This window comes from Mycobacterium sp. UM_CSW (assembly GCF_000455205.1).
Lineage (GTDB): Bacteria > Actinomycetota > Actinomycetes > Mycobacteriales > Mycobacteriaceae > Mycobacterium.
The window spans coordinates 14,759-35,732 of record NZ_AUWQ01000016.1; the positions used below are offsets into that span (position 1 = coordinate 14,759).

Annotated in this window: 25 protein-coding genes and 1 tRNA gene; 15 read left to right on the forward strand and 11 right to left on the reverse strand. The window is 68.5% G+C overall.

What is annotated here, in order from left to right:
- The first annotated feature begins 19 nt into the window (after positions 1–19).
- Positions 20–517 (forward strand): MarR family transcriptional regulator, encoded by a 498-nt coding sequence (locus tag N415_RS07280; protein ID WP_068111922.1) that lies wholly within the window; start codon positions 20–22, stop codon positions 515–517.
- A 47-nt stretch (positions 518–564) separates the two neighbouring features.
- A complete protein-coding gene (locus tag N415_RS07285) occupies positions 565–1,239 on the forward strand; it encodes an SDR family oxidoreductase (protein ID WP_068178923.1) in 675 nt (224 codons plus the stop codon).
- Here N415_RS07285 and leuS read toward each other — a convergent pair.
- Complete coding sequence (leuS, locus tag N415_RS07290) at positions 1,223–4,129, reverse strand: leucine--tRNA ligase (RefSeq protein WP_068178926.1); 2,907 nt, start codon at positions 4,127–4,129, stop codon at positions 1,223–1,225. The two genes, N415_RS07285 and leuS, sit on opposite strands and share 17 nt — an antisense overlap.
- A 185-nt stretch (positions 4,130–4,314) precedes the next feature.
- On the opposite strand from leuS, the gene N415_RS07295 reads away from it, so the two are divergent.
- The 3 genes from N415_RS07295 to N415_RS07305 all read left to right on the forward strand — a co-directional run bounded on the left by N415_RS07295 (position 4,315) and on the right by N415_RS07305 (position 6,873).
- Entirely contained in the window at positions 4,315–5,409 is a 1,095-nt protein-coding gene (locus tag N415_RS07295) for an LpqN/LpqT family lipoprotein (protein ID WP_068178929.1), read from the forward strand.
- Positions 5,410–5,477: 68 nt separating this feature from the next.
- Entirely contained in the window at positions 5,478–5,828 is a 351-nt protein-coding gene (locus N415_RS07300; protein ID WP_068178932.1) for a hypothetical protein, read from the forward strand.
- 25 nt (positions 5,829–5,853) lie between these two features.
- Positions 5,854–6,873 carry a bile acid:sodium symporter family protein gene (locus N415_RS07305; RefSeq protein ID WP_068178978.1) on the forward strand — a complete coding sequence of 340 codons (1,020 nt, stop codon included), beginning with the start codon at positions 5,854–5,856 and terminating at the stop codon, positions 6,871–6,873.
- Here the strand turns inward: N415_RS07305 and N415_RS07310 are convergent.
- Positions 6,870–7,472: a YqgE/AlgH family protein gene (locus tag N415_RS07310; RefSeq protein WP_152531273.1), complete on the reverse strand. Its 603-nt coding sequence runs from the start codon at positions 7,470–7,472 to the stop codon at positions 6,870–6,872. The two genes, N415_RS07305 and N415_RS07310, sit on opposite strands and share 4 nt — an antisense overlap.
- 123 nt (positions 7,473–7,595) lie before the next feature.
- On the opposite strand from N415_RS07310, the gene N415_RS07315 reads away from it, so the two are divergent.
- Positions 7,596–8,888 (forward strand): MFS transporter, encoded by a 1,293-nt coding sequence (locus tag N415_RS07315; protein WP_068178940.1) that lies wholly within the window; start codon positions 7,596–7,598, stop codon positions 8,886–8,888.
- A gap of 9 nt (positions 8,889–8,897) precedes the next feature.
- Positions 8,898–9,671 carry a TIGR03084 family metal-binding protein gene (locus tag N415_RS07320; protein ID WP_068178942.1) on the forward strand — a complete coding sequence of 258 codons (774 nt, stop codon included), beginning with the start codon at positions 8,898–8,900 and terminating at the stop codon, positions 9,669–9,671.
- Positions 9,672–9,783: 112 nt separating this feature from the next.
- Here N415_RS07320 and N415_RS07325 read toward each other — a convergent pair whose 3' ends face one another.
- Positions 9,784–11,043, reverse strand: coding sequence for a DUF5631 domain-containing protein (locus tag N415_RS07325; protein ID WP_068178944.1), 1,260 nt, complete (start codon positions 11,041–11,043; stop codon positions 9,784–9,786).
- An 82-nt stretch (positions 11,044–11,125) separates the two neighbouring features.
- Between N415_RS07325 and N415_RS32190 the strand changes: the two genes are divergently transcribed.
- A complete protein-coding gene (locus tag N415_RS32190; protein ID WP_169924623.1) occupies positions 11,126–11,269 on the forward strand; it encodes a hypothetical protein in 144 nt (47 codons plus the stop codon).
- A 13-nt stretch (positions 11,270–11,282) separates the two neighbouring features.
- Here N415_RS32190 and N415_RS07330 read toward each other — a convergent pair whose 3' ends face one another.
- From N415_RS07330 to N415_RS07355, 6 genes are all read right to left on the reverse strand, one after another.
- Positions 11,283–11,594, reverse strand: coding sequence for a DUF2694 family protein (locus N415_RS07330; protein WP_068178947.1), 312 nt, complete (start codon positions 11,592–11,594; stop codon positions 11,283–11,285).
- Positions 11,591–11,908, reverse strand: coding sequence for an ESX-1 secretion-associated protein (locus N415_RS07335; protein WP_068111957.1), 318 nt, complete (start codon positions 11,906–11,908; stop codon positions 11,591–11,593). The genes N415_RS07330 and N415_RS07335 overlap by 4 nt, the downstream gene beginning before the upstream one ends.
- Positions 11,909–11,960: 52 nt before the next feature.
- On the reverse strand, positions 11,961–13,337 hold the full coding sequence (locus tag N415_RS07340) for a DUF4226 domain-containing protein (RefSeq protein ID WP_068178949.1): 1,377 nt from the start codon (positions 13,335–13,337) through the stop codon (positions 11,961–11,963).
- A 103-nt stretch (positions 13,338–13,440) separates the two neighbouring features.
- Complete coding sequence (locus N415_RS07345) at positions 13,441–13,803, reverse strand: DUF4226 domain-containing protein (protein WP_068178952.1); 363 nt, start codon at positions 13,801–13,803, stop codon at positions 13,441–13,443.
- Between the two features lie 18 nt (positions 13,804–13,821).
- On the reverse strand, positions 13,822–14,607 hold the full coding sequence (locus N415_RS07350) for a C40 family peptidase (RefSeq protein WP_068178956.1): 786 nt from the start codon (positions 14,605–14,607) through the stop codon (positions 13,822–13,824).
- Entirely contained in the window at positions 14,604–15,368 is a 765-nt protein-coding gene (locus tag N415_RS07355; RefSeq protein ID WP_068178960.1) for a helix-turn-helix transcriptional regulator, read from the reverse strand. The genes N415_RS07350 and N415_RS07355 overlap by 4 nt, the downstream gene beginning before the upstream one ends.
- Positions 15,369–15,514: 146 nt before the next feature.
- Here N415_RS07355 and N415_RS07360 point away from each other — a divergent pair, with 146 nt between their 5' ends.
- The 4 genes from N415_RS07360 (at position 15,515) to N415_RS07375 (ending at position 18,699) form a co-directional block, all read left to right on the forward strand.
- Positions 15,515–15,931, forward strand: a complete 417-nt coding sequence (locus N415_RS07360; protein ID WP_068111974.1) for a WhiB family transcriptional regulator — start codon at positions 15,515–15,517, stop codon at positions 15,929–15,931.
- 71 nt (positions 15,932–16,002) lie between these two features.
- Positions 16,003–17,385, forward strand: a complete 1,383-nt coding sequence (locus N415_RS07365) for an acyl-CoA dehydrogenase family protein (RefSeq protein ID WP_068178963.1) — start codon at positions 16,003–16,005, stop codon at positions 17,383–17,385.
- A 28-nt stretch (positions 17,386–17,413) separates the two neighbouring features.
- Positions 17,414–18,385, forward strand: coding sequence for a pirin family protein (locus N415_RS07370; protein WP_068178967.1), 972 nt, complete (start codon positions 17,414–17,416; stop codon positions 18,383–18,385).
- Entirely contained in the window at positions 18,382–18,699 is a 318-nt protein-coding gene (locus N415_RS07375) for a GNAT family N-acetyltransferase (RefSeq protein ID WP_068111983.1), read from the forward strand. Before N415_RS07370 ends, N415_RS07375 begins: the two co-directional genes overlap by 4 nt.
- On the opposite strand, the gene N415_RS07380 is transcribed toward N415_RS07375, so the two are convergent.
- Positions 18,696–18,965, reverse strand: coding sequence for a YdeI/OmpD-associated family protein (locus tag N415_RS07380; protein ID WP_068111986.1), 270 nt, complete (start codon positions 18,963–18,965; stop codon positions 18,696–18,698). The two genes, N415_RS07375 and N415_RS07380, sit on opposite strands and share 4 nt — an antisense overlap.
- A 39-nt stretch (positions 18,966–19,004) precedes the next feature.
- On the opposite strand from N415_RS07380, the gene N415_RS07385 reads away from it, so the two are divergent.
- Together N415_RS07385 and N415_RS07390 are read left to right on the forward strand one after the other, a co-directional pair.
- A complete protein-coding gene (locus tag N415_RS07385) occupies positions 19,005–19,358 on the forward strand; it encodes a VOC family protein (protein WP_068178970.1) in 354 nt (117 codons plus the stop codon).
- Between the two features lie 22 nt (positions 19,359–19,380).
- Positions 19,381–19,869: a glutathione peroxidase gene (locus N415_RS07390; protein ID WP_068178973.1), complete on the forward strand. Its 489-nt coding sequence runs from the start codon at positions 19,381–19,383 to the stop codon at positions 19,867–19,869.
- A gap of 68 nt (positions 19,870–19,937) precedes the next feature.
- Here the strand turns inward: N415_RS07390 and N415_RS07395 are convergent.
- Positions 19,938–20,023: transfer RNA gene (locus N415_RS07395), tRNA-Leu, on the reverse strand.
- A gap of 253 nt (positions 20,024–20,276) precedes the next feature.
- Here N415_RS07395 and N415_RS07400 point away from each other — a divergent pair.
- Positions 20,277–20,974 (forward strand): DUF3662 domain-containing protein (locus tag N415_RS07400; RefSeq protein WP_152531274.1); only part of this gene is annotated, 698 nt, incomplete at its 3' end.

The following is a 20,974-nucleotide window of genomic DNA, read 5'->3' on the forward strand; positions in this document are numbered from 1 at the left end:
CGGGTTAGACTGCCGACTTATGGCGGACAGCGAATCCACCGCACCCGAGGTGACGGAGCTTGCGGAAGGTTTGCACCGCGCGTTGTCCAAATTGTTTTCGATTCTGCGCCGCGGCGATCCCAGCGGGGTGGTGGCCGGTGACCTGACCCTGGCGCAGCTGTCCATCCTGATTACGCTCCTCGACCAGGGCCCCATCCGGATGACCGACCTGGCCGCGCACGAACGGGTGCGCACCCCGACCACGACGGTCGCGATCCGCCGGCTGGAGAAGATCGGGCTGGTGAAACGCTCGCGCGACCCCTCCGACCTGCGAGCGGTGCTCGTCGACATCACGCCGCGGGGACGGGCCGTGCACGGCGAATCGCTGGCCAATCGGCACGCCGCCCTGGCCGCGATGCTCAGCCAGCTGCCCGAGTCCGACTTGAACACCCTGGCACGTGCACTGGCGCCGCTGGAACGCCTGGGCTGCGGCGAATCGCCGCCCGCCGGGGAGCCGCCGGCGCGCAAGCAGGCCTGAAAGTGCTTGATCCCCAAGGGGATTGGTAACTGCCGTACACTGTGGTCATGCCCACCGCACTCATCACTGGCGCGAGCGGCGGCATCGGTTCCGCGATCGCCGCGGCCTTGGCGCCGACGCACACCCTGCTCTTGGCGGGCAGGCCTTCCGATCGGCTCGACGCCGTCGCGGAGCGGCTCGGCGCCACGACGTTTCCGCTCGATCTGACCGACCCGGACGAGATCGAGGCCAGCTGCGAAATCATCGACGAACTCGACGTGTTGGTGCACAACGCGGGGGTATCCATCCCCGGCCCTCTCGCCGAGTCCAACACCGACGAGTGGCGAGCCACCTTCACGGTGAATGTCTTTGGGGCGGTGGCCCTTACGCTGTCGCTACTGCCCGCGCTGCGCAGCGCCAACGGCCAGGTCGTGTTCATCAATTCCGGGTCCGGACGCAAGGCCTCGCCGAACATGGCCGCCTATTCGGCGAGCAAGTTTGCGCTCCGCGCCCTGGCCGACTCACTGCGCGAGAGTGAGCCCGACCTCCGGGTGACCACGATCTATCCCGGGCGTACCGCTACCGGCATGCAGCGTGAACTCGTGGAGTTCGAGGGTGGCCAGTACGACCCCGCCGACTTCCTCCAGCCCGAAACCGTCGCGGCGGCGGTCGCAAACGCGGTGGCGACGCCGCCGGATGGTCACCTGCACGAGGTGGTGCTCCGGCCTAGACGACGAGGTTGACCAGCCGACCGGGCACCACGATCACCTTCCGCGGCGCGGCGCCGGCCAAGAACGCCTGCACCTTCTCGTCGCCCATGGCCGCGGCCTTCAGAGTGTCGTCATCGGCGTCGGCGGCCACCACCACGCGCCCGCGCACCTTGCCGTTCACCTGCACCGGGTATTCCACGGTTTCTTCGACGAGGTACGCCGGGTCGGCCTGCGGGAAGGGCCCGTGCGCCAACGAGGCGCCGTGGCCCAGCCGCGACCAGAGCTCCTCGGCCATATGCGGGGCCAGCGGCGCCAGCATCAGCACCAGCGGCTCGACCGCCGCACGCGGCACCGAGTCGCGGTGCTCCTTGGTGAGGTGGTTGGTGTACTCGATCAGCTTGGCCGCCGCGGTGTTATTGCGCAGCGCCGCATAGTCTTCGGCGACTCCGGCGATGGTGCGGTGCAGCGACCGCAGGGTCTCGGTACCCAGTGGGCCGGTGTCGTCGGCGACCCGAGTCTCGCCGGTCTGCTCGTCGATCACCAAGCGCCACACTCGCTGCAGGAAGCGGTGCGCGCCGACCACGTCCTTGGTCGCCCACGGCCGCGACGCCTCCAAGGGCCCCATGGACATCTCGTACACCCGCAGCGTGTCCGCACCATACGCGTCGCAGATCTCGTCCGGAGAGATCGAATTCTTCAGGCTCTTACCGATCTTCCCGAATTCCTGGGCGACCTCGATCTCGCCGTCGGGTCCCGGATAGAAGAATCGGCCGCCGCGTTCGATCACTTCCTCCGCCGGGACATACGACCCGCGCGAATCGGTGTACGCGAAGGCCTGGATGTAGCCCTGGTTGACCAGCCGGCGATAGGGCTCGCGGGAGGTCACGTGGCCCAGGTCGTACAGCACCTTGTGCCAGAACCTGCAGTACAGCAGGTGCAACACCGCGTGTTCGGCGCCCCCGACGTATAGGTCGACCCCGCCGGGATCCTGCGGGCCATGCTGGGCGGGTCGCGGGCCCATCCAATACGCCTCGTTTTCCCTGGCGCAGAACCGTTCTGAGTTGTGCGGGTCGGTGTAGCGCAGCTCGTACCAGGAGCTGCCGGCCCACTGCGGCATCACGTTGGTGTCCCGGGTGTAGGGCTTCAGGCCATCGCCCAGGTCGAGCTCGACGTGTACCCAGTCGGTCGCCTTGCCCAAGGGCGGCGACGGCTCGCTGTCGGCGTCGTCGGGGTCGAACGACACCGGCGAGTAGTCCGACACGTCGGGCAGCTCGACCGGCAGTGTGGACTCATCGAGCGCGTGCGGCCGTCCGTCGCTGTCGAAGACGATGGGGAACGGCTCGCCCCAGTAACGTTGCCGGGCGAAAAGCCAGTCGCGCAGCTTGAATTCGATGCGCGCCCGCCCCCGGCCATCGGCCTCCAGGCGAGCGGTGATCGCCTCCTTGGCCGTCGCCACATCCATGCCGTCCAGGTAGCCGGAGTTGACCAGCACACCGTCGCCCGCATGCGCGGCCTGCGAGATATCGCCGCCGGCAATGACTTCCACGATCGGCAGGCCCAGCTCGTGGGCGAAGTCCCAGTCGCGCTGGTCGTGGCCGGGCACCGCCATGATCGCCCCGGTGCCATAGCCGGCGAGCACATAGTCGGCGATGAAGATCGGAACGGGTTTCCCGTTGACCGGGTTGGTCGCGTAGCTGCCCAGGAAGGCGCCCGTCTTCTCCCTGCTCTCCTGGCGTTCGAGGTCCGACTTCGCGGCGATCGCGCGGCGGTAGGCGGCGACGGCGTCGGCCGGTGCGGCGGCGCCGTAGGTCCACCGCGGGTCGGTGCCGTCGGGCCATGCGGCGGCGACGAGTTCGTCGACCAGGTCGTGCTCGGGCGCCAGTACCAGGTACGTCGCGCCGAACAGCGTGTCGGGCCGAGTGGTGAACACTTCGATGTCGACCGCCGAGCCATCGCCGGTGATCGCCGAGAACAGCGCCTGGGCCCCGGTCGATCGGCCAATCCAGTTGCGCTGCATCGTCTTTACTTGTTCCGGCCAATCGAGCAGCTCGAGATCGTCGAGCAGCCGGTCGGCATACGCAGTGATGCGCATCATCCACTGCCGCAGCCGTTTGCGGAACACCGGGAAGTTGCCGCGGTCGCTACGCCCGTCGGCGGTGACCTCTTCGTTGGCCAGCACCGTGCCCAGCCCCGGGCACCAGTTCACCATCGAGTCGGCTCGGTAGACCAGTCGGTGGCCGTCGATCACGTCGGCCCGCTCCCCCGCGGTCAGCGTTGCCCAGTCGCGGCCGTCGTCGAGACGCCTTGCGCCGGAATCGAACTCGGCGATCAGCTCGGCGATTGGCCGCGCTTTGTTGGCGGCGGGGTCGAACCACGCGTTGTAGATCTGCAGGAAGATCCACTGGGTCCACTTGTAGAACTCGGTGTCGGTGGTCGAGAAGCTGCGCCGGGTGTCGTGGCCCAGGCCCAGCCGGCCCAGCTGGCGCCGGAAGTTGACGATGTTGGCTTCGGTCCTGGTGCGCGGGTGTGTGCCGGTTTGCACCGCGTATTGCTCGGCGGGCAGCCCGAACGCGTCAAAGCCCAACGCGTGCAGCACGTTATGGCCGGTCATCCGGAAGTACCGAGCGTAGACGTCGGTGGCGATGTAGCCGAGCGGGTGCCCGACATGCAGTCCGTCACCCGATGGATACGGGAACATGTCCTGCACGAACAACTTGTCCTCGGGCAGGGGCCGCCCGTCCGTCGGAGCCAGATCACCGACGGGGTTGGGTACGTTGAACGTGCCGAGCTTCGCCCAGTTCTGCTGCCAGGTGCTCTCGATGCGGCCCGCCAGCGCGGCGGTGTAGCGAAACGGCGGCGCATCGGAGTCCGGCGCGGCGGCGGCCGGGGTGGCCCCAGGCGCCGTGGTCGGGGATTCGGTCACCTGAACAGGGTATAAGGGCCGACCGGACCGGCTTGCCGGCCACAGGTTGGTCTCGGTTGCGTTGCGCGCCGATCAGAGCTTCATCCCAGGTCGATTTCGACGGTATCCAGCGCGTTTGACCTGTGGTTACAGTCAGCCTCTACGACGGGTGCTGGGACCCGGGGCCATGGGAAGGATCGACGCAGATGATTCACATCGCCCGTACCGTGCGGGTATTAACCGGAGGTTTGGCCGCCGGTGCGATCGGCGTCACCGCGTTCGCGGGCGCCACCGCTTCGGCAGATCCCGTACTGCCCGCGCTCCCCGCACCGCCGCCCGTCCCCGCCGTCGTGGCGCCGGCACCGCAGAACGTCACGGCCGCCCCCGTACAGGTCCCCGGGAACAGATTGCTCGCCGCTCCCCCGGCGGCAAATCCGGTGGCGCCAACCCCGGCCGTCGCGCCGGCGGCACCCGCGCCCGTGGCCGTCGCACCGGCCGCGCCGCTGCCCCCGGCGCAGACACCTGGCGTCTCGGGAACGCTGCGTGACTATTTCCAGTCGAAGGGCGTCAAGCTGGAGGCGCAGAAACCCCAGGGCTTCAATGCGCTGGACATCACGCTGCCGCTGCCCACCCGCTGGACGCAGGTGCCCGACCCCAATGTGCCCGACGCGTTCGCGGTGATCGCCGACCGGCACGGAACCAGCATTTATACCTCGAACGCGCAGGTGGTGGTGTACAAGCTGGTCGGTAACTTCGATCCGAAAGAGGCCATCACCCACGGTTTCGTCGACAGCCAGCAACTTCCCCTGTGGCAGACCACGAACGCCTCGATGGCAGACTTCGGCGGCTTCCCGTCGTCGATCATCGAGGGCACCTACCGCGACGGCGACATGCTGCTCAACACGTCGCGCCGGCACGTGATCGCGACGTCCGGACACGACAAGTACCTGGTGTCGATGTCGGTGACCACCGACCGTGCGGTGGCCGTCGCGGACGCGCCGGCGACCGACGCGATCGTCAATGGCTTCCGGGTGACCGCGCCCGGAACCGCCGCAGCCGTACCCGGACCGAGCGCCGGTGCGGCCCCGGTCGGCATTCCCGCTCAAGCAGCCGCCGCGGCCCCGGTCGGGCTTCCCCCCCAGCCGGTCGGAGCGGCGCCGGTCGGAGCGGCGCCGGTCGGGCTTCCTTCGCAACCGGTAGCACCCAACCAGGTGGTCGCACCCCGGCCGACACCGAACCTGTTGACCATGGTGCCGGGTTTGCCGCCGCTGCCGAACTTCTCGTTCCTGCAAGGGCGTTAATCAGCCGCGAAACGAACGCTGCTCGAGCCCGGCGCGCGGGCGTGCCTTCGGACTCGTATTGTGAGGCCATGTTGATCGCGGGCGTGGTGTGCATGTGTGCGGCGTTGGCCTCCGCCGGGTTCGGGACCTGGTCGCTCTCCCACAACCAGACCACCGAAGGCGTCGGCGGCACCCAATTGGCGTTGCGCGCCATGGCCCCGCCCCAGTTGGCGGCCGCCGTGATGTTTGCTGCTGGCGGTGTGGTGGCCCTGGCCGCCTCCCCCGACACCGGTTTGGTCGTGTTGATCATCTGCGTCGCCGGCGCCCTGGGGACGCTGGCCACCGGGTCGTGGCAGAGCGCGCGTTTCGCGCTGCGCAGTGAAGCCGCGGCGCCCGACTGCGCCGGCAGCTGCGCCGTCTGCACACAGTCTTGCCACTGACACCCTTTCCGCTCGAGCCGTCATGTTGAAACGGCTGTCGGCGTTGCCGATCGATACTTTCCTGCTGGCGCTGGGGGCGACCGTTGCGTTGGCCGCCCTCGTCCCGGCACGCGGTGAAGCGACCGATGCCGTGTCGGTCGCGGCGAAAGCGGCGATCGCGTTGCTGTTCTTCCTTTATGGCGCCCGCCTGTCACCCCAGCAGGCCTGGCACGGTGTCCGACAGTGGCGGCTGCACCTGCTGGTGCTGGCAACGACGTTCGTTCTCTTCCCGGTGCTGGGATTGGCCGCCCGAGCGTTGGTGCCGTCGGTGCTGACCATCGACCTCTACAACGGCCTGCTGTTTCTGTGCCTTGTCCCGTCGACAGTCCAATCGTCCATCGCGTTTACCTCGATCGCGCGGGGGCACGTCTCGGCCGCCATCGTCAGCGCGTCGTTGTCCAACATCCTCGGCGTGGTGCTGACGCCACTGCTGGTGGTCCTGTTGATGACGACCACCGGCGCGCCGCGGGTCGACGGCACCGCGATTCGCGACATCATGGTGCAGCTGTTGCTGCCGTTCGCGGCGGGCCAGCTGGCGCGCCCATGGTTGGGCGGGCTCATTACCCGGTACGCGGCACTGCTGAAGGTGGTCGATCGCGGATCCATCCTGCTGGTGGTCTACACCGCCTTCTCGATGGGCGTCGTCAAGGGGATCTGGGTCAGTGTCGATGTGTGGCGCCTGATCTCGGTGACCGTCGTCGCCGCCGTGCTCCTGGCAGTGGTGCTGGGCGTCACCACGGCCGTCGGCCGGCTGGCCAGGCTGGACCGTGGCGACGCGATCGTCCTGTTGTTCTGCGGCTCGAAAAAGAGCCTGGCGTCCGGGCTTCCGATGGCGCTGGTGCTTTTCCCGGCGGCCACGGTCGGTTTGACCATGTTGCCGTTGATGATCTTTCACCAGATCCAGTTGGTGGTCTGCGCGGTGATAGCCAGCAGGCTGGCGCGCGACGCCGACGAGGCCGGCCCGGCGCCGTCGGCGATCTCGGCCGCGCCGGACGAAACGGGCTAGTTTCTGCTGACGTCGATCGGGTGGGTAGCAAGCAGCGACAGCGGCAGCGGTTGCCTGCGCAGCACCTGCCCCCACAGATCGGACCTCGGCCCGGCCAGCACGTCAGATGGCAAGGCGGACAAGACAATCCAGTCGTCCCGTTCGATCTCACCCTCGAGCTGACCGATGGTCCAGCCGGAGTAGCCGGCGAAGATGCGCACCCCTTCGAGCAGGGGAGCGATCAGGTCAGGGTCGGCGTCCAGATCCACCATGACGATCCGGCCGTCCACATGCCGCAGGCCCGGCACGCCCTCCGGATCGGCGCCGATCCGCAGCGCCGCCAGGCAAAGTGCCGCGTCGCGCTTGACCGGCCCGCCGATGAACATCGTCTTGGGTTTGGCGGACAGCTTGGCCCACTGCGGCAACACGTTGTACACCGCGGTCTCGCTGGCCCGGTTGAGCACGACACCCAGTGTGCCGCCGTCGTTGTGCTCGACGATGTAGATCACGCTGCGCCGAAAAGTCGGCTCGAGAAGGTCGGTGTTGGCGAGCAGCAAAGTGCCGGCACGCACCCGCTGCGCTGCAGGTGCTACGTAGTCCTCCGGATCTTCGGGCGGCATCAAACCATCATCGCACCTTCGTAACGTCGGCCGGTGCAATCGGGCAGGGCCGATACATATTTGTACTGTTGGCGATGGCGCCCAACCCCAACGGTGGAAGTCGGTTCTGTGATTCAATCCCGGATGCAGTCACGCGCACCCGTCGACCTGTGGCGGTCGGTGCGCGGTTTGCCGGACTTCTGGCGACTGCTCCAGGTGCGCGTGGCGAGCCAGTTCGGCGACGGTCTCTTCCAGGCCACCCTGGCCGGGGCGCTGCTGTTCAACCCCGACCGCGCCGCCGACCCGATGGCCATCGCCCGCGCGTTCGCGGTGCTGTTCTTGCCCTACTCCCTGCTCGGGCCGTTCGCCGGCGCGCTGATGGACCGCTGGGACCGGCGGCTGGTGCTGGTCGGTGCCACCGTGGGCCGGCTGATCCTCATCGCCTGCATCGGCACCATCCTGGCGTTGCGGGCCGGCGACATACCGCTGCTGATCGGCGCGCTCCTCGCCAACGGCCTGGCGCGGTTCGTCGCATCCGGCCTGTCGGCGTCCCTGCCGCATGTGGTACCGCGGGAGCAGGTGGTCACCATGAACTCGGTGGCGACCGCATCAGGTGCATTCGCGGCCTTCCTCGGCGCCAACTTCATGCTGGTGCCCCGGTTTTTCGTCGGCGCCGGCGACGAGGGCGCCTCGGTGATCATCTTCCTCACCGCGATACCGGTGTCGATCGCGTTGTTCCTGTCGTTGCGGTTCGCGGCCCGGGTGCTGGGCCCGGACGACACCAAGCGCGCGATCCACGGATCGGCCGTCTACGCGGTGATCACCGGCTGGCTGCACGGCGCCCGGACGGTCGTGCAGCGCCCGACGGTCGCGGCCACCCTGTCCGGCCTGGCCGCGCATCGCATGGTCGTGGGCATCAATTCGCTGGTGATGCTGGTGCTGGTGCACCATTTGCCCGGTCCGCGTCCGGCGACCGGGGGCCTGGGCATCGCGTTGCTGTTCTTCGCCGCGGCGGGCCTGGGGGCGTTCCTGGCCAACTTGTTGACGCCGGCGGTGGTGCGCCGCTGGGGGCGCTACGCCACGGCCAATGGCGCGCTGGTGGCGGCTGCGGTGATCCAGATCCCGGGCGCCACCCTGCGGCTCCCGGTGATGGTGGTGTGTGGATTTTGCCTCGGCCTGGCCGGTCAAGTGGTCAAACTCTGCGCCGACTCCGCGATGCAGATGGACGTCGACGACGCGCTGCGCGGACACGTGTTCGCCGTGCAGGACGCGCTGTTCTGGGTGGCGTTCATCGTCTCGATCACATTGTCCGCCACGCTGATTCCCGACGACGGACGCGCGCCGGGGTTCGTGCTGTTCGGATCGGGGCTGTACCTGATCGGGCTGGCCATGCATGCGTTCATCGGCCGCCGCGGCCAGCCGGCGGGCACTGGTTAAGGTGCATACATGACCGGTGCCGCGCCGATGGTGGCCGACCTGCGGGCCGAAAGCGACGACCTCGACACGTTGGTGGCGCCGCTTGCGCCGGGCCGCTGGGCGGATGCGACGCCCGCGCCCGGCTGGACCATCGCGCACCAGATCGGGCACCTGTTGTGGACGGACCGGGTCGCGCTGACCGCGGCCACCGACGAGGTAGGCTTCGCCGCCTTGCTCGAGGCCGCTTCGGCCGACCCCACCGGGTTCGTCGACGCGGGCGCCGAGGAACTTGCCGCCGTCGCGCCGGCCGAGCTGCTCGCCGACTGGCGGACCACCCGAGCAAGGCTGCACGACACCCTGCTGACGGTGCCCGACGGTCGCAAGCTGCCGTGGTTCGGGCCACCGATGAGCGCGGCCTCGATGGCGACAGCCCGGTTGATGGAAACGTGGGCGCATGGACTCGACGTGGCCGACGCGCTCGGGGTCAAGCGCCCAGCGACCGAGCGCCTGCGGTCGATCGCGCACATCGGGGTGCGCACCCGCGATTACGCGTTCGCCATCAACAACCTGACGCCGCCCGCGGACCCGTTCCTGGTCGAGCTGCGCGGGCCCGGCGGCGACACCTGGTCCTGGGGGCCGCCGGACGCCGCCCAGCGGGTCACCGGCTCCGCCGAGGACTTCTGCTTCCTGGTGACCCAGCGGCGCCCGTTGGGGGCGCTCGACATCACGGCGCACGGTCCCGACGCGCAGCGGTGGCTGGAGATCGCGCAGGCTTTCGCCGGGCCTCCCGGCCCCGGGCGTTGAGCGCGCGAGCGCGCGAAGAGAGCCGGGGCCATCTGACCAAGCCCCGGTCGATGAGCGCGTAAGCGCGCGAAGAGAGCCGGGGCCATCTGACCGAGCCCCGGGCGATGAGCCGTTACGGCGCGCTGAGTCTCTGAAACCAGGCCAGGTGGTAGTTCGCCGCCACCGAGTCCCCGGTCGCGGCGGCCTCGGTCGCGGCCAGCAATAAGCAATTGGGGAAGAGCGCGGGATCGAGGTCCGGGTACTGGATCAGCAGCTGATAACGCGCGGTATCGAGATGCACTCGCAGCAGGTCGATTTCTTCCTCCACCACACCGGTTCCGGCGGCGGCGGCGCGGGCCACGGTGTGCACCATCCGCGGCAGTCCGTCGCGCCAGTGCGTGGCCTGGCTCAGCTCCCAGCCGAGATCGTCGACCGAGGGCAACTCGCGGGCCTGCGCCGAGGCCTTGGTCTCGGCGAAGTCGTCCAGCCGGCCCAAAGAATCCCCGGGCGCGTACGTGACGGCGCGCTCGGTTTCGCCCAGCAGGGCAGATACCTTGCCGGCGCGCCGCTCCGGTTCCAGCAACCGCACGCCCTCTGGAATCGCGATATCCGGCGGTATCCAGCCGTGGGCGAAGTCGGTGACCAATACGGTGGTGCCGTCGGGACGATCCCCGATCGCCCAATTGAGGCGCGGCTCTTGATGGATCACGAACGCGAGGAGCCGCCGCAACCGTTCGTCGTCGGATTCGCGTCCGGCCGCGGTTACCGGGGCGACCGGTTCTTCCCGGGGCTCGGTGGGTACCGGCCGCGGTGCCGGCGTCGCGGCGTCGTCGTCGGGGGCTCGGTGCCGAGCCTCGGTGGCTTCCGGGGCGGCCACGTCAGTGACGACGGGGATAGCCTGAGTCTCCTCGAGATCGGCGCCGGTGCTTCCTTCCGGGCACTCGGCATCGGTGATGACGGGGATAACCTGCGTCGTCTCCAAATCGGCGCCGTTGAGGGTCTCGGCATCCCGCGGGCGGTCGCGTTCGACGGGCGCCGCGGCGCGCATCGCGTGCAATTGCCGAATCGTCGACTCGACTCGTCGCGCGGCGCGCGCCCGTGCCTCGTCGATCACCCTGGCTTCTTCCGCCCGTCTGGTGAGATCGGGCATTCCCGCCAGCTTGATGGCCCGCAGCTCGTCATTGGCGCTTCGCGTGATCCGCTGCAGGTCGTCCTTGAGATACTCTGCGAGAGTGGCGGTTTCGTCGTTCGTCGTGGAAAGCTCGGCAGGCCAAAGCCCGCCCGTCACCCAGGGCGTGCAATCCAGCGGAGAGCTGAAGGCGGGAATCGTCAGCGACTCCCGAGTAGCTCTCCGGAGGCGCTGGCGCGCCGTCATCCGACCGAAGATCGCCACTGGTTAAGCCTACCGACATCCATCGGGGCGTCCATTCAGTCAGTGAATTGTGCAGCTTCGATGGCCTGGGTAGCGTGGGGACATGGCTGATTCTGCGCTGCAGCAGCAACTCGACGAGGTGCGTGCCCTGCTGGCCCGCGCCCGAGAGTTGTTCGGCCCCAATCCCATAGAGCCGCCCACCGACATCGCACCCGATCCCGACAGCGCGAAGAGGTGGCTGCTTTAGGCCCGTTGAGCCGCTAGCGCGCGCCGTGGCGGCGGCGCAGTTTGTGCGCCAGCAGCTTTTCGATGGCCGCATCAAGATCGTGCGGGGTGGGAACTTCCATCGACGGGGTATGACCTGCCGCGAGGATCTCGTTGCGGACTTCGAGTAACGCCTTGAGGCAGGACACATCGGCCGTCAGCAGGATGCCCTGCGCCAGCGTCTCGGCGTCGGTTTCCATCGCCTCTTCGCTCAGAGCGACGCTGTGCATATACCCGCCGCGGCAGGAGCGGACCAGGATGTGCCCGCTCGGGTGGACGGTGTCGAAGGCTGGATTGGCGTCCGTCATCGACCGCCGTCGATGATGCCACCGAAATCTCGTGCCGCGTCTTGCTCGTGCTGTTCCCACGCGGCCGCCGAAATGCCCAATTTCTCGGCCATGTCGGCGTGGTCGTCGGCTTGCTGTTCGTAGCACTGGCGGCGGAGTTCGAGCAGATCGCGCCCGGCCTCACGCAGTTCACCGAAGATGGGCCCAAGTGAATCCAGGCTCTCCTGGATCGCCGCGTGCGACGACGGAACGGTGCGCAAGTAGTCGGAGGTCTCCTGGTGATGCGCAGCGGCTTGACGTAAGTGCGCGGGCACCACTCGGATTGGCTCGGCCATCTGCTGTCTCCTCTTCCTGCGACGCCGGGGCAGCCCGGCGAGATCACTATTCTCATGCGGTCGACGTGGCCGCCGGCCCGGTGGGTGTCGGTGTGTGCGGCTCGGCCGGCGGGGCAGCGGGCGCGTTCGCCGCCGGTGGGTGCTCCCAGCCTAGAAAGCTCGGCCCGTTCACGGAGGCGATGCGCTGAATCTGGCCGTCGAGCAGGGCCTTCTCGTGACCGAGCGCGAGCGCGTGACGATCGGTGAGGATGCCGATGTCGCCGGGTGCCGCTTGCAGCGGGTCGACGGGATCGGTGACCGCGGTCCCGGGCGGCGGGATGGTAATTCCCTGCTGGTGGAACGCATCTGCGATCGGCGCGCCGCCGACGGCGGCTTTGATCGCCGCGGCCAGCTGTGGGCTGGCGGCCGTCACCGTATCGCCATCGGGCAGGGTCACCGTGGTCGGACCCACCGGTGGCGAATCGCGCTGGTCCGTCGCGGCGTCTTCTGCGTCGGCCCGGTTTTGCTCGCCCTCGGGATCGTCCGCTTCCGGGTCGTGCGACCCGACCAGCCGTTCGTCGCCCATGCCGCGCAACGTGCGGCCGGCGTCCTCCAGCCCGGACAACGGCAGGCCGCCCAGGCCACCCAGGCCCGGCAGCGATCCGGCGCCGAGGCTCGGGATGGCCGGCATCAGCGGTGCCGAGGGCGCTGCCTGGGCCGGGCTGCCACCGGCGGTGGCCGGCACCGGGGAATCCGCCGCGGGCGGGCCGGAGTCGTCGGCCGGCATCGAATCCAATAGCGGGTCCCAGCCGGTCTCGAGGTCCTCGACGGGGTCATGCGTCGTGCTGTCGGCGGGCGCGGCGACGGGGGTCGCGGGCGGCCGTTCGTCGGCTCCGCTCTTGGAGGCGTCGTAGAGCGACGTCCATGCGGCCATCAGCGCCGATTTCGACGTGTCGTCGAGGCTCGCGTTCAGGACGACCGCCCGGATGTCTTTGAGCTTGCCCATGAGGAATCGCTGGAAATCCCGTGCACCCGCCGGAGTGTCGAGATCCGACCGGGTCAGAACCGCGGCTTCGGTCTCGCGCTGCAGCTTCGACAGGGCTTCTCGGCCCTCGACGGACTTCAGGTGGGCGTTCAAGATCGCCGTGATCACTTGCATATCGAGCTGGGAGCTCGCCGAATTCTGATGTGCCAGAGCGGCTTCGGCGCCCGCCATGGCCTCGGCGGCCTCGCCCTGTTCCCGGTCGGATACGGGCGCCCCGGCGCCGAAGATGTCCGGATGTTGCTGGCGGATCTTGCGCACGATCGCCTCGAGTTGGTCGGGCCGGGTGGTTGGGGTGATGACCGCCGTCACCTCATTCGGCGCCAAGCCGGCCTGCCACGCGTTCGGGTCGCCGGTGCGGTCCCGGACGGATTTGATCGTGTTGATCAGCTCGTCATACGTCGACATCGGTGTCGCGGCCCCTCCATGCCGGGCGACAGTACCCAGGCATGTTCCCGTCGACAATTCACCCCGGCGCGCCTGTGCACGACCGGATCGAAGCGCGTTCGGGCTAGCCGCTGGGAACGGCGTACTGAGCGCGCAAGCCATCCAGCACAGCCTTTTTCGCGCGGCCGAGTTCGCGCGCGTCGGCGACCACAGTCGCGATCTCGCGCTGCTTGTCGGCCAGGAACCGACGGAATTCGCGCGCCCCCATCGGGGTATCGACGGCAAGGTACGAGCGGCCGCTGGCGGCGCGGTCGATCTCCTCGGCGATGGCGTCGAGTCGCCCGATGCTTTCGCGGCTCGCGGCATGCGCGCTGGCAACCACTTCCGCCAGCACGCGGTCGGCGTCGGCGGCAGTGCCGTGCTGGCCGGCCAGCGCCGACTGCCGCGCCTGGATGGCGCCCATCGAAGGTCCGGCTGGTTCCGACATTGGTTCAACCTTTTCGTGTCATAGCGGGCGGCGTATCGCGATGTTGCTGCCCAGTGGACTGATTCGCACCGACGCGCCCGAGTAGGGCGCTTCGACGACCAGATTGTTGCCGATGGCCATCTGGACGTGTCCGGTGTGGGGGAAGACCAGGTCGCCCGGGCGGACCTGGGAACGGGAAACCGGTATCCCGTCGTCAATCTGCTCATAGGTGGTGCGGCCCAAGCGGATGCCCGCCTGGGCGTAGGACCACTGGACCAACCCGGAACAGTCGAACTGGTTCGGCCCCGTCGCACCCCAGACGTACGGACTCCCCAGCCGCGAAAGCGCCGCGCGCACCGCGATCGCCGCGCGGGTAGGTGCCCCGCGATGGTGCGTCAACCGGTATCGCAGCGCCCGCAGCGCCGCGGAGTGCCTTCGCGCGTTCGCACGGGCCGACAGGACATGGGACCGCTGCGCGCGCAGTCGGGCGACGCTGCGGCGCATCGCCTCACGCTGCGCCATCGGCGTCACCGGGGCGACCGCGGCATCGGCGCGCGCCTCGTCCACGACGGATTTGGTCAGCGCACCGGCCAGGGCCCGGTCCCGGTGCGCGGCGGCGATGATGTCGGCGGCCGCGGCGTCCGTGCGCGCGGCCGATAGCAGCCGTTGCCGGCCACGTTCCGCGACTATTTGGTAATGAACTTGTCCCACAGCACTATTCATCGCGCGGTAGGGCACCGTGCCGGCATCCAGCGTCGGCTGCCGAGTATCGCCGGCGAACAGTCGATGCGCGCGGCTCAACACCTCGATTTCGTTTGCATTCATGGCGCCCCCTCGCCACCCGTTGCCTCGACCGCCTCGGCGAAGGCGCGAACGCGGGGGAGGGCCCCAGGGGGGATCACGCCCCGATTGCGGATGTCCCACATTTCGTCGGTGCCGACACCGACCAGGGCGACGATGACCGCCTCCGGCAGCGAAGACTCCGAGCACGCCCGATCGAACCGCGCGCTCAAGCTGGTCGGCATGCGCTTGAGGAGGGAGGTGCGCGTCGCCTCGAGTGCCTGTAGATGCTCCATGAGCCGCCCCGTGGAATCGGCGCCGGCGTTGACGGCCACGCGCCACGAGCTGGCGGCCAGCATCTCGGCCTTCACGCATTGAGCGATCACAGACAGAATATACGTCTCATATTCGTTTGATGTCGTCGCCGGCAGCCGATCGATGACGGATTTGAGGGCGTCGAGTTGGGCTTCGGCGTAGCCTTCCAACACTTCCGTGTCGCTGTGGCGGTCGACGACGACCGTGCCGACGGGCGGCGCGGACCTCGCGTCGACCGGCTGTGCGGCCATCAGCCTGGCCAGCTCGGCGTCCGGATCGGCGGCTACCAGCAGGCGGGAGTAGGTGCCCGGTGGCAGGCCGAGCCCATTTTCGACCTTCTGAACTGTGCTTTTGTGCGGCTTGCGGGCGCCGCGCTCCAGAAAACTGAGGCCCATGATGCTGACCCCAGTGGCGGCGGCGAGCTCCGCCAGCGACCAGTCGCGTGACTCGCGCAACGCGCGGATCGCGGCACCGGCCGACTCACGGCTCACCGCAGGCTCCGGCCATAGGCCGGATATTACACACGGGGCCCGTCCATCCTGCGGATATACGTTTTTATCACGTTTCTCTTGCGCGGCCGCGCGATATGCGTATACGCTTTTGCCTACGTTTCGCTACTGACCCAAGGAGACCGGCCATGGGACACCCTTGCGCAGCCAACCCGGAATTGTGGTTCGGCTACCCCGACGACGACGGTGGTGACGGCGCGGCGAAGGCGCGCGCCTACGAGCGCTCCGCGACCGAGGCGCGGATCCAATGCCTGCGCCGCTGCCCGCTGGCCCAGCAGCGTCGCTGCGCCCAGCACGCCATCGCGCACCGCGAGGAGTACGGCGTCTGGGCCGGCGTCAAGCTGCCCGGCGGCCAGTATCGGAAGCGGGAACAGCTCGCCCGCGCCCACGACGTGCTGCGGCGGATCGCCGCCGGCGAAATCAATTCACGTCAGCTTCCCGAGAACGCGGCCCTGCTGGCGCGCCACGAACACGAGGCGATGCCGGTCGCGGCGGTGGTGTTGCACCTGCCGATCGCGCAAGTGGGCCCCCGTTCGGCCGCGTGACAGTTTGCTGACCCCGCCGACGGGGTAGTCGGGCTTGGCACGACCGAGTCTGTCGACCCGAAGGCGGATCCATGACATTCGACCTGACACCGACGGCCGCACAACACGATCTGGCCCGGCGCACCCACGAGTTCGCCGAAGAAGTGATCCGCCCGGTGGCCCTCCATTACGACCAGCGCCAGGAGTTTCCCTGGCCGGTGCTGGAGGAGGCGGCCCAGCGCGGCTTCTACAGCCCGTTGTTCTACCGCGACCTGATCGGCGACCCGACCGGTATCTCGCTCCCGATGTTCATGGAGGAGCTCTTTTGGGGCTGCGCCGGAATCGGTTTGGCGATCGTCATGCCGGCGTTGGCGCTGTCGGCGATCGGCCAGGCCGCGTCACCCGAGCAAATGCTCCAGTGGGCGCCCGAGTGTTTCGGGACACCGGGCGACATCAAGCTCGCCGCGTTGGCGATCTCCGAACCCGAGGGCGGCAGTGACGTGCGGAACCTGCGCACCCGCGCGCGCCGCGACGGTGACGACTGGATCATCGACGGCCACAAGATGTGGATTGGCAACGGCGGCATCGCGAACGTGCATGTGGTGAACGCCGTCGTCGACGAGGAACTCGGGCATCGGGGGCAGGCGCTGTTCGTGGTGCCCGGCGGGACGCCGGGGCTGAAGCTGCTACGAAAGCTCGACAAACTGGGCTGTCGCGCGTCCCACACCGCCGAGCTGCTGTTCGAGGGTGTGCGCGTCCCTGGCGCCAATTTGCTTGGCGGAGAAGAAAAGCTGGAACACAAGCTCGCCAAGGCCCGCGAAGTGGTGGCCGGCGGAAAACAGTCCGGCTCGGCGACGCTGGGCACCTTCGAGCAGACCCGCCCCATGGTGGCCGCTCAGGCAATCGGGATCGCCCGCGCCGCACTGGAGTACGCGACGGCGTACGCCACCGAGCGCGAGGCGTTCGGCGGACCGATCATCGACAACCAGGGCATCGCCTTTCCGCTGGCGGACCTGGCCACCCAGATCGATGCCGCTCGGCTGCTGACCTGGCGCGCCTCCTGGATGGCGGCCAACGGGGTGCCCTTCGAGCGGGGCGAGGGCTCGATGTCGAAACTGGCCGCCAGCGAGGTCGCCGTGCGGGCCACCGAGCGCGCGATCCAGACCATGGGTGGCTGGGGCTACATCACCGACCACCCGGTGGAGAAATGGTATCGGGATGCCAAGCTGTACACCATCTTTGAGGGCACCAGCGAGATTCAGCGGATGGTCATCTCCAACGCGCTGGGCGCCACCGTGGGCACCCCGCCGCTGCATGTGGTGATCGAGCCGTCCGGTGGGCCACTGAACCGGATCTTCGGCCGCGGCGCCCCGCTGCGATCCCGGGCCGCCGATACCGCGTTGGCGATGCAGGATCGCGTGCCGGATCCGGTCATGCGGCTGGCCATGAGGGTGCTGCGGCCGCCGCGCAAGTGATGGCCCGACAAGGCGTAGCGTCGATCCGGTGAGCAACCTCGAGACCGCACCGGACGAAGTCGCCTGCGGCGCTTCGCGGGTGCTCGGCACCGAGTTGTTGCATCCGCGCGAGGTTCCGTTGGGCGGGCCGCGGGCGATCAGGGTGCAGCGTACGCTGCCGCAACGGCAACGCTCGCTGATCGGGGCGTGGTGTTTCATCGACCATTACGGCCCCGTGCGCGCACGCATGGACGTCCCGCCTCATCCGCACACCGGATTGCAAACGGTCAGTTGGTTGTTCAGCGGGGGAGTGGAGCATCGGGACAGCGCCGGCGTGCACGCCGTGGTCCGGCCCGGCGAGCTGAACCTGATGACGGCGGGCGCGGGCATTTGTCACTCCGAGGTGTCGATCGGTTCGGACGCCGTCTTGCACGGGGTTCAGCTGTGGGTGGCGCTGCCCGATCCTGCCCGCGACACGGACCGCGATTTCGCGCACTATGTGCCGCCGCCCGTGGCGCTGCCCGGCGCGGTGGCACGGGTCTTTCTCGGGGGGCTGGCGGATGGCCGGTCGCCGGTGCGCACGTTCACCCCACTGGTCGGCGCGCAGATCGATGTGGCGCCCAACGCCGGGCTGGACATCGACGTCGACCCGGCATTCGAACACGGCGTGCTCTGCGATCTCGGGCCCGTCGACATGGGCGACACCACGCTCGCGGTCGGCGACCTCGGATACCAGGGCGCGGGCGCTCCGTCGTTGCGGTTGCGCAACGCGGGCGACCGGCCGGCGCGGGTGTTGCTGCTGGGCGGGACCCCGTTCGCCGAAGAGCTCGTGATGTGGTGGAACTTCGTCGGGCGCAGTCACGACGACATCGCGGGCTACCGCCGGCTCTGGCAGGACGGCGACGAACGCTTCGGCGCCGTCACCGGCTACCAGGGGTCGGTAACCCGGCTGCCGGCCCCGCCGCTGCCGACCGCTCGGTTGCGGCCGCGACCGATACCCCAAAGGAAGGAACACATATGACCGCCGACAAGACCGGCGCACCAACCACCGTCACCGCCGAGGAGGGCCGGTACACCATTGCCGTCGACGGAAAAACCGTCGGCCTCGCCGACTTCTTCGACCGCGGCGACCAGCGCGTCTTCCACCACACCGAGATCGACCCCGCGTACGGCGGGCGCGGCCTGGCGACCATCCTCGTCGAGGAGGCGCTGCAGGCGGCGCGGGCCGACGGCAAGCGCATAGTCCCGGTGTGTTCCATGGTCGTCACCGTGCTCAAGAAGCATCCCGAATACGACGACATCACCGATCCCGTCACGCCCGACGTGCGGGGCTAGGCGCGGCCGTTGCGCTCCCGGTGCTTGCAGCCGGGCCAGCAGCACGGCCGGCGCATGCCTTCCTCCAGTTCTTCCTGGGTTCGGCGAATGCGGCGCTTGCGGGTCGCCTCCTGTTTGGCGTCCTCGACCCAGCAGATGAACTCGTTGCGCGCCAACGGGGTGATGTCCTTCCAGGCCGCCAGCGCGGTGGAGTTGGCCGCCAACGCTTCACGCAGGTCGGCCGGCAGCGTGTGCACCACGCCGCCCGGTACTCGGTTGCTGCTCACGGGGCTAGGGTAAGGCGACCCGGCCCGCAGGAGGCACCAATGAGCGATCACGAAGTGCGGATGATCGTCTTGTCGACCGACGACCTCGACGAATCGATTCGGTTCTACAGCGAGACCCTGGGGATGCCGCTGAAGTTCCGCGACGGCGCCCACTTCGCCGCGCTCGACGGCGGGGCCGTCACCCTGGCGCTGGCGACCGCGGTGGATCATCCCATCCCCGGGCAGGTGGTCGTCGGCATCAAGACCGCGGACGTCGACGCCGCGGCGAAGGCCGTGGAAGCCAGCGGCGGCGGCATCGTGAAAGGCCCGTATGACGACGCCCACGAGCGGCGCGCCGTGGTCTACGACAACAAGGGCAACGGCTTGGTCTTCTACAGCCCGCTGGCCCGCTGAGACAAGTGTTAGCGTCGTCGGCGTGACCCTCAACGACATCGCCCTGACCACGCTTGACGGCAAGCTCACCACGCTGGCCGAATTGTCCGGCGGCGCAACGCTGATCGTGAACGTGGCGTCCAAGTGTGGGCTGACGCCGCAGTACACCGCGTTGGAAAAGCTGGCCCGCGACTACCGCGACCGCGGCCTGACGGTCGTCGGCGTTCCGTGCAACCAGTTCATGGGCCAGGAGCCGGGCAGCGCCGAAGAGATCCAGGAGTTCTGCTCGACGACGTACGGGGTGACGTTCCCGCTCCTCGCCAAGACCGACGTCAACGGCGACCACCGCCACCCGTTGTACGCCGAGCTGACAAAGGCCGCCGATTCCGACGGCTCGGCAGGCGACATCCAATGGAACTTCGAGAAGTTTCTGGTTGCCCCCGACGGTCAGGTGGTCAATCGGTTTCGTCCCCGCACGGAGCCCGACGCGCCCGAGGTCGTCGACGCCATCGAGTCCGTGCTTTCGCGCTAGGCGACTCGGCCCAAAACAAAGAGGTCACGCCCTCTTTCGAGTTCGTGACCTTTCTCTCCAACCACTCTTGGTGGGCGAAGGGGGACTTGAACCCCCACGTCCCGAAGGACACTGGCACCTGAAGCCAGCGCGTCTGCCATTCCGCCACTCGCCCGGAAAATCAACCGATGGACCATACCACTCTAATAGTCGTGTGCCCCAATCGCCGCCGCGGTCCCGGGCGGCCGTCAGCGCCCGCTGATGGCCGGGCCGCACGGCTCTGACCTGGACGGATCCGATTCTCAGAATTCCCACGGTGCCGCGGTGTCCCGGTGTCCCGATAACATGCTGGGGTGAAACAACACGCGGGCGGTTCGTTTGCCTCGCGCCCGCGACACACCACAACAGCAGCGGGCGAGCGCTGAAAGATGAGTAGCCAACGGGGGCTCGTGCAACGCATCGAGCGCAAGCTCGAGGCGACCGTGGACAACGCGTTCGCCCGGGTGTTCGGCGGATCGATCGTCCCGCAAGAGGTTGAAGCGCTACTGCGCCGGGAAGCCGAGGACGGTGTCCGAGCCCTTCAGGGCGGGCGTCTTTTGGCCCCCAACGAATACATCATTACCCTCGGTGTGCACGACTTTGCGAAGGTCGGCGCCGACAGGAATCCCACGTCGAGCGCTTTCGCGAGGTACTTGGCCGACTATATCTATGAACAGGGGTGGCAAACGTATGGTGATGTGGTCGTCCGGTTCGAGCAGTCGTCGAGCCTGCATACCGGTCAGTACCGCACCCGCGGTGCTGTCAATCCCGATGTCGAGCCCCGCCCGACGGTCAACCATCCGCCCCGGCCACAATCAAATCACGCGTTCGGCGCAGAACGAGGAGTAGCAGCAATGACTGACAATTCGAGCTACCGCGGTGGTCAGGGGCAGGGGCGGCCCGGCGACGAGTACTACGACGACCGCTACGGCCGGCCGCAGGACGAGCAGCGCGGCCCGGAGCCGCAGGGCGGACCGGATCCGCGAGGTGGCTATCCGCCCGAGCAAGGCGGCTACCCCCCGCAAGGCGGATATCCGCCGCCTCGTCCGCCGGAGCAGGGCGGCTACAACCCGCAGGGCGGCTACCC